Here is an 8,108-nt window from a genome sequence, read left to right on the forward strand (position 1 = left end):
CTGCAGGCCGGTGTGTTCGAAATCATCCACACCCACTGCGAGTCCGCGCCGGATCTCCTCGGGGCGGTGCGCATGCGCCACCACCGGCAGCTTGCGCGCGTGGGCCTCGTCCACGATGGCGCGGATCTCCTCGGTGGTCATCTGATCCTGATCGATCAGCTTGATCACGTCCACGCCGGCGTCGGCCAGTCGCTTCACCTTCGCGCGCGCGTCGGCCACGCCGTCGATCCCCCACCGGAACTTCTCGGTGCCGGGATACGGCGCGTGCTGCAGGAACGGTCCCGATGTGTAGATCGTGGACCCCTGCAGCTCTCCGCGCGCGATGCGCCGCTTCACGTCGAGCACCTCGTCCAACGGTGCGCCCAGATCACGCACACTCGTCACGCCGGCCATGAGGCTCTGCCGCGCCGCTGCCGGCATGATGCTGCGCCCCCATTCGCCCGGATACACGCTGTCCCAGTGCGCGTAGTTGCCGTGCCCCACCAGCATCAGGTGCACGTGCATGTCCCATAGCCCGGGAAGCAGGTGCATCCCCTCGGTGGAGATCACCGTCGCGCCGGCGGGCACCGCCAGCGACCCCACGCGCCCCACCGCCAGGATGGTGGTGCCGCGCACGAGGATCACACTATTCGTGAGCGGCGCGCCGCCGTTGCCATCGATGAGCGTACCGCCCACCAACGCCGTGATGCCTTGCGGCGCTTTGCCGGCGACGGTCGTTCCCACCGCGCGTTGCGCGGTCAGTGCGGCGGGGGCCAAGCGGCCGGTGGCGACGGCAACGCCGGCCAGCGTCGCCGCCAACAGCGCGCGGCGCCGTGAAGAGAGTGTCATGACTGGTGGGAGAGGAGGGGAATGACCGACGGGAAATGCGCGGCGATGGCCTACCGCAGAATCGCGCTCCAGATCAACGGCCAGGTGGCATTCGACTGCGCGCGGTACTGGGGCCGGAAGCCGTACAACACCACGTGCCCGTTCCCCACTGCGGCATCCACCATCGCCGCGCGGCCGTTCAGGCGGGCGCCGCCCAGCAGCCACCCCGACAGCAGCGGATCACCGGCGTTCTGATAGCGCAGCACCGCTGATGCCTTGGCGGCATCGGTGATCTCGAACGTGGGGCTGTCTTCGAACCACACGGCGGGCACCGGCGCGGTGAAGGTGGCCGCCAGCGGATGCGCGCGGTCGACGTCCACCGCGAACATCGAACCCGGCGCATAGAAGTCGGTGTTCTTCACCCCGTCCAACACATTCTTCACCGGCAACCCCATCGTTTCGATGGCGTATTCGCTGGCTTCGTTGAAGGCCAGCAGCGTGCCACCCTCGCTCACGAATGCCTTGAGGGCCGCCGCCCCGGCCTCGCCGATGCCGCCGCGCAAGGAGTCGGGATACGGCTGCCCCAGGCCGCGACGCAGCTGCACCGGCGACTGATCCGGCAGCAGGATCGCGTCGAACTTCGCCCGCAGGCCGCCGGCGCGGATGTCGCGATCATGCACCGTGGTGAAGGGAATGCGATTGGCGTCGAACACCCACCGGGTCCACCCTTCGTCCATCGAGGCGCTGTAGCTCTGATAAATGGCGATGCGCTTGCGGCTGGTACCGCTCAACCCCGGCACGTCGTACGCGGGCTCGGCCACCGGCTTCACGACCGCGCCAAGTTGCATGGTCGGCGTCTTTACCGCCTGCACGTCTACGCCGAACAGCAGCGGCAGCGTATGCGCCGTGACGTCGTACGGACGCTTCGGCGGACCGCCGGGGTATTCCTGCAGATTCGGATACGCCTGACGCTCCAGCAGGGCCTTGGCGTACGACCCGAACGGCTGCGCGGTGGGCACCAGATAGCTGCCGGCGGGCTGGCTTTCGTGCACCACCACTTGCCCGTGCTGCAACGTCCACAGCAGGCGCTGCAGCGCCGCCGGATCCCGCTGCTGCTTCGGGATCACGTACATCGCTGGCACGTCGGTCGTGGTCCACGGATGATCGGCCGCCAGCGCGCGCTCGCCCAGCGTGGCATAGCTCTCCAGCCAGGCGCCGCGGTCACGCGCCGCTTGCACCAGCAGCGCCCAGCTCGCGCTCACCTGATACGCCACGATGTCGCCAATGCCCCAACGCCCGCCCGGCCACACCGAGGGGAAGTTCCACGAGGCGATTTTTGCGTCGTAGCCGCGCCCCGTCCCGAGCAATTCAAATGGAATGTTGACGGCGGTGGCCAGTCGCGCACTCGCCGTTTCCGTGAGGATGCGCGCCCCGCGATGATTCAACGAATACTGACGCGCCGGCGACCACTGATCGTACGACGCGTTGGTGGCGATACCCGTCTTGCCGTCGGCCGTCATGCGCCACGCCATCGCCATACCCAAGGCGTTGGTGCTCGCCGTGAGCACGGGATCGATGTTCGGCTCCAGCGGGTCCATGTACGGCGGAATGAAGATGCGTCCCGCGTTCGCCCCCTGCTGGTGCACGTCGTTCACGATCTGCGGCGTCCACGGCGTGTACAGCGAGTCCACCGTGTAGCGCGTCTCCTTCTGCGTGAAGGCGTACCAGTCGCGGTTGTTGTCGTGGCCCGTATAGAAGTGGTACAGCGCCGGCGGATTCGTGCCCTCGGCCGGCGTGTCGAGCGTGCTGCGATACCAGTCGCCCACGATGTCCACGCCGTCGGGGTTCTGGCTTGGCACGAGCATGATGATCGTGTTGCCGAGAATCGACTTCGCCTCGGGGCTGTCAGCGCGGGCGAGTCGGTCGGTGATCACGAAGGGCGTGAGGAATCCGCCCACTTCGGTGGAGTGAATGCTCGACGTGATCAGGATGACGTTCTTGCCCTGCGCGATCAGCGAGGCGCGCGTGGCGGCCGTGCGCTGGCGGGGATCCATCAACTGCTGCTGGATCTTCTGGTAGCGCGGCAGGTTCGCGAGTGTGGCCGAGTCGCTGATGAACGCCACGATGAACGGACGCCCTAGCGTGGTCTTGCCGAGCGTGCGAACCGACACGCGCGGACTCGCCTTGTCCACCGCTGCGAAATAGTCGGTGACCTGCTTCCACGTCGGGAGCTTTCGGTCGGCACCGGGTTCCCACCCGAGCACACTGGCGGGCGATGGAACCACGGGCGCGACGCGACGCTGCGCGCTCACGGTGGTGGCCGACGACGCGAAGCACAACGCCGCCAAGGTACAGGATACGAACGCACGGGTCATCGGAGCACCAGTTGGGTTTCGGGGAAGCTGCTCCCGATAATCTGCGCTCAAATTCCGCGCTTGGGAAACGCGCGAGCGACCCGTGCGGCCGTCACTCCAGCAGATCGCTCGTGACCTCGGCTGGCGTGCGACAGCCGGCGAGTGCGAGGGCGAGGTCACATTCGTCTTTCAGCAACTGCAGCACCTGCCGTGCGCCGTGCTGGCCGTTCACGGCCAGCCCCCACAGCACCGGGCGCCCCAGCAACACCGCCTGTGCCCCCATCGCGAGCGCCTTCAGCACGTCAGTGCCACGGCGGATGCCACCGTCCACCAGCAGCGTGCCGCGACCGGCCATAGCGGCGGCCACCTCGGGGAGTGCTCGCGCGGTGGGGATGGAGGTATCGAGTTGACGGCCGCCGTGGTTGGACACGATCACGCCGGCCGCGCCATGCTCGAGGGCCAGCACGGCGTCGTCGCCACGCACCACGCCCTTCACCAGAATGGGGAGCGTGGTGATCGACTGCAGCCACGCCAGATCGCGCCACGAGATCGACGAGTCCCAGTGTCGCGCGAAGAACTCCGCCAACGCCGACGCGGTGGTGTCCGGCGGCGTGGCGTCGTCATGGCCGCCGGCGAGCGTCTGGCGCAGGGTGCCCCCCAGATTGGGGACACTTACCTCAGGCGGCAGACGAAAGCCGTTCAGCAGGTCGCGCTCGCGTCGGCCAAGAAGCGGTGCATCCACCGTGAGCACCAGCGCGGTGCAGCCGGCGCGTTCGGCCCGCTGCACGAGTTCCGCGGTCACGCCGCGATCGCGATAGATGTACAGCTGGAACCAGAGTGGCCCCGTGGTGCCGGCGCGCACCGCTTCGATCGTGCGGTTGGACAGCGTGGAGAGGATCATCCCCGCGCCCGTGTTCTGCGCCGCCTGCGCGGTGGCCACTTCGCCGTCGGCGTGGGCGAGCTGCTGAAAGGCCATCGGGGCCACGAACACGGGCCAGTCCACCTGGTGCCCGAGCACGGTCGTGCGCTGCGACCGCACGGCCACGTCGCGCAAGACCCGGTATCGGAGTGCGCGATCGCTCCATGCCGTGCGCGAGCTGCGCAGCAGCAGTTCGTCGTTCGCGCCGCCGGCGTAGTAGTCGTACACCATGCGGGGGAGCAGGTCGGCGGCCGCGGCCTCGAACCCATGCAGGTTGATCATTGGCGTCGGGGAGTTCATGCTGGAAGATTGCTCCGGGCCAGCCATTCCGCACGCCGCTCCCCGGTCCGCCACCCTGCGGATGGAACCCCGCGGTTCGATCTTCTCGCTTCCCTCCCAATCATGCGCCGACTCACCCGCGCTCTGCTGCTCGCCTGCTGTCCCGCCGTGCTCCATGCACAGGCCCAGCCGGTGCCTGTCACCTCCGCCAAGCCGGGGTGGAAGTGGTCCATGGACAGTGTGACCGCCGTGGTCAACGAAGTCCGCGCCGGCCGCTCGCTGCAGCCCACCGCGTGGCCGAACGGCTCGCGCGTGGCCGTGCTGCTGTCGTTCGATGTGGACAACGAAACCATCGCGATCCGCTACGGCGAGCCCACGGTAGGATCGTTGGCCGAGATGCAGTACGGTGCCCGCGTGGGCCTACCGCGGATCATGCGGTTGCTCGATAAGCACAAGATTCCGGCGTCGTTCTTCATTCCATCGGTGAGCTTGGCGATCACACCCACCATGGCTGACCTCATCAAGAAGAGCGGTCGGCACGAGTTCGCGGTGCACGGCTGGATTCACGAGCTGAACATGACGCTCCCCGATTCGGCCGAGCGCGCGTTGCTGACCAAAGCCGTGGCCGAGCTCACGGCGCTCACCGGGCAGAAGCCTACTGGATACCGCGCGCCGAGCTGGAACTTCAGCCCGAACACGTTGACCATTCTCCGCGACATGGGCTTTCGCTACGAGAGCTCGCTCATGGCCGATGACGCGCCGTATGAACTGATGCAGCGTGGGCAGCCCACCGGACTGGTGGAACTGCCGGTGCAGTGGATTCTCGACGACGCGCCGCTGTTCGACCCGCGTGGCGAGCGCTACATGAACCCGCGCGACGTGGCCCGCGTGTGGATGGACGAGTTCGACAAGGCGTACGAGGAGGGCACGATGTTCGTGCTCACGTTGCACCCGCATGTGTCCGGGCATCGCTCGCGCATTATCGCGCTCGAGCTGCTCATCGCGCACATCCAGGCCAAGGGGGCAGGGAAGGTGTGGTGGGCCACGCACGCCGAGGCGGCGGAGTACGTGCGCAAGACGGCCAAGCTTGGCGAACCGAGGGCGCGATAATGCGCGTCATCATCGGCGCTGCGGCGTTGACGCTGCTGATCGGGGCCGCGCCCGCCGCGTTCGCACAGCGCGTGGATTGGGCGAACACCAGTGGTGACCCGGGAGCCATGCGCTACGCGCCGCTGGGCGACATCAACCGCAGCAACGTGAATCGGCTCAAGCTGGCGTGGCGGTGGAACACCGGCGAACAGAGTGTCCGCGCCGGCGTGAACCAGAAGGCCGCCCGCCCGGGACTCTTTCAGGCGTCCCCCATCGTGCTCGGCGACACCATGTACGTGTCCACGCCGTACGCGGCGGTGGCCGCGCTCGATGCGCGCACCGGTCGCGAACTCTGGAAGTTCGATCCGGAAATGTGGCGCACCGGGCAGCCGTCGAACGGCACCGGCTTCGTGCATCGCGGGGTGGCCACCTGGGCCTCCGCCACCGGGCGACGGATCTTCATCAATGCGCGCTGGAAGCTGATTGCGCTCGATGCCGCCACCGGCAAGCCCATCCCATCGTTCGGCGTCAACGGTGAAGTCGATCTCACGAAGGAGCTGCGTCGCGCCGTCAACCAGTTGCAGTACACCAATACCTCGCCGCCGGTGGTGTACGGCGATCTGGTGATCGTCGGCAATGGCGTAGGCGACCGCATTCGCTATCGCAACGATCCGCCCGGCGACGTGCAGGCCTTCGACGTGCACACCGGCAAGCGCGTGTGGAGCTTTCACACCGTGCCCGATTCCGGCGAGGTCGGGTGGGACACGTGGGAGAACGACTCGTACAAGTACATGGGGCACACCAACGTGTGGGCGCCGATGAGTCTCGACGTGGCGCGTGGGCTGCTGTTCCTGCCGGTGTCGACGCCCACCAACGACTGGTACGGCGGCGATCGCAAGGGTGACAACCTCTTCGCGGAATCGGTGGTCGCACTCAACGCGAAGACCGGCGCCCGCGTGTGGCACTACCAGATCGTGCACCATGGATTGTGGGATTACGACCTGCCGGCACCGCCGGTGCTCGCCACGATCACCTGGAACGGGAAGCCGCGCGATGTGGTCGCCGTCCCGTCGAAAACGGCGTGGATCTATGTGTTCGATCGCGAAACCGGCGTGCCCATCTGGCCGATCGTGGAGCGCCCGGTGCCGGCGAGCGATGTACCGGGCGAGCGCGCGTCGCTTACCCAGCCGATGCCTACCAATCCGGCGCCGTTCACGCGGCAGAGCGTGAGCGAGCAGGATCTCATCGACTTCACTCCGGAGCTCAAGCGGCGCGCCCTCGAGGTGTTCGCGCAGTATCGCAGCGGCCCGATCTTCACGCCGCCGTCGCTGCAGGGCACCATCGTGATGCCGGGCTCCATCGGGGGCGCAGGATGGGGGAGCACGTCGTACGATCCGGAAACCCACACGCTGTACGTGAAGGGCACCGACAACCCGGTCGTGTATCGGGTGCAGAAGGGCGTGCCCAACGACACCATCGGCTACGAATACACGGTCGATCTGGTACGCAGCGGTCTCGGCGTCACGGCCGATCCCGATTCGGGGAAGGCCGACCATGCGCCCCCCGAACAGCTGCCGCTCATCAAGCCGCCCTACGGCACCATGACCGCGATCGATCTCGATACCGGCAAGCGCCGCTGGCAGGTCACCCTCGGCGATACACCGGCCATCCGCAACCATCCCCTGCTCAAGAACGTGAAGCTGCCGCCACTCGGCGTGGCCGGGGCCGTGGGCGGCACCGTTACGAAGGGCGGGCTCCTCTTCGCCACGGGTGGCGGCTCGGTGCTCTACGCGCTCGACACCCGCGACGGTCGCGTCGTGTGGCAATTCGAGCTCCCGGCCGGGCGCGGCTACGCCAACCCGATCTCATATCGCGGGGCGAACGGCGTGCAGTACCTTGTGCTCGCGACCGGCGGCGGCGACAACGCCGAGCTGGTGGCATTCTCCCTCGACGGCATGCACTAGTGCGCGTCCCCTTCTCACGTCCCCAGCCTGGAGTCCGTATGCGTCGTTCCCTGGTGCCCCTGCTCGGCCTCAGCGCCACCCTCGTGGCGTCGCACGGCGCCTCGGCGCAACCGCGCACCCCGATCTACAATGCCGCCGCCCTCACGGCCCAGCAGCAGCTGTCGCGCGAGATCTACAAGGAGCTCGTCGAGATCAACACGGGGGTGGAAACGGGTAACATCACCACCGCCGCCAACGCGATGGCGGCGCGCTTCAAGGCCGCCGGCATCCCCGAGGCCGATATCTTCGTGGGCGGCCCGCGCCCGGAGAAGCACAACGTGGTGGCGCGCATTCGCGGCAAGGGCGGCCCCAACGCGCCGAAGCCGCTGCTGCTGCTCGCGCACATCGATGTGGTGGAAGCACTCAAGGCCGATTGGTCGCCCGACCTCGACCCCTTCGTGTTCACCGAGCGCGACGGCTACTACTACGGTCGCGGCACCGCCGACGACAAGGCGATGGCGTCGATCTTCGTGGCCAACGTGTATCGCATGAAGCGCGAAGGGTTCGTGCCCGACCGCGACATCATCATCGCGCTCACCGCCGACGAAGAGAGCGGTCCGGCCAACGGTGTGGACTGGCTGCTCAAGAATCACAAGGGGCTGATCGACGCCGCGCTGGTCATCAACGAAGGGGGCGGCGGTACGCTGCGCGACGGCA

6 protein-coding genes are annotated in these 8,108 nt (G+C 67.6%); 3 read left to right on the forward strand and 3 right to left on the reverse strand.

Annotated elements, in window-relative coordinates; all coding sequences use genetic code 11:
- The 3 genes from ACIRA7_RS13175 to ACIRA7_RS13185 all read right to left on the reverse strand — a co-directional run.
- The coding region (locus ACIRA7_RS13175; protein WP_396221304.1) for an amidohydrolase family protein at window positions 1–828 on the reverse strand (828 nt) is incomplete at its 3' end.
- A gap of 50 nt (window positions 829–878) precedes the next feature.
- Window positions 879–3,182: a M14 family zinc carboxypeptidase gene (locus ACIRA7_RS13180; protein WP_396221305.1), complete on the reverse strand. Its 2,304-nt coding sequence runs from the start codon at window positions 3,180–3,182 to the stop codon at window positions 879–881.
- Between the two features lie 91 nt (window positions 3,183–3,273).
- Window positions 3,274–4,380 carry an alpha-hydroxy acid oxidase gene (locus ACIRA7_RS13185; RefSeq protein WP_396221306.1) on the reverse strand — a complete coding sequence of 369 codons (1,107 nt, stop codon included), beginning with the start codon at window positions 4,378–4,380 and terminating at the stop codon, window positions 3,274–3,276.
- Window positions 4,381–4,482: 102 nt separating this feature from the next.
- On the opposite strand from ACIRA7_RS13185, the gene ACIRA7_RS13190 reads away from it, so the two are divergent.
- The 3 genes from ACIRA7_RS13190 to ACIRA7_RS13200 form a co-directional block, all read left to right on the forward strand.
- Entirely contained in the window at window positions 4,483–5,469 is a 987-nt protein-coding gene (locus tag ACIRA7_RS13190) for a polysaccharide deacetylase (protein WP_396221307.1), read from the forward strand.
- Window positions 5,469–7,412: a pyrroloquinoline quinone-dependent dehydrogenase gene (locus ACIRA7_RS13195; protein WP_396221308.1), complete on the forward strand. Its 1,944-nt coding sequence runs from the start codon at window positions 5,469–5,471 to the stop codon at window positions 7,410–7,412. Before ACIRA7_RS13190 ends, ACIRA7_RS13195 begins: the two co-directional genes overlap by 1 nt.
- Window positions 7,413–7,450: 38 nt before the next feature.
- Window positions 7,451–8,108 (forward strand): M20/M25/M40 family metallo-hydrolase (locus ACIRA7_RS13200; RefSeq protein ID WP_396221309.1); only part of this gene is annotated, 658 nt, incomplete at its 3' end.

It is taken from the genome of Gemmatimonas sp., assembly GCF_044376735.1.
Lineage (GTDB): Bacteria > Gemmatimonadota > Gemmatimonadetes > Gemmatimonadales > Gemmatimonadaceae > Gemmatimonas.

Bases quoted from the DNA above. Each gene is read 5' to 3' on its own strand.
- ACIRA7_RS13180 (WP_396221305.1), bottom strand. From the start codon at position 3,182: ATGACCCGTGCGTTCGTATCCTGTACCTTGGCGGCGTTGTGCTTCGCG.
- ACIRA7_RS13195 (WP_396221308.1), top strand. From the start codon at position 5,469: ATGCGCGTCATCATCGGCGCTGCGGCGTTGACGCTGCTGATCGGGGCC.
- ACIRA7_RS13185 (WP_396221306.1), bottom strand. From the start codon at position 4,380: ATGAACTCCCCGACGCCAATGATCAACCTGCATGGGTTCGAGGCCGCG.
- ACIRA7_RS13190 (WP_396221307.1), top strand. From the start codon at position 4,483: ATGCGCCGACTCACCCGCGCTCTGCTGCTCGCCTGCTGTCCCGCCGTG.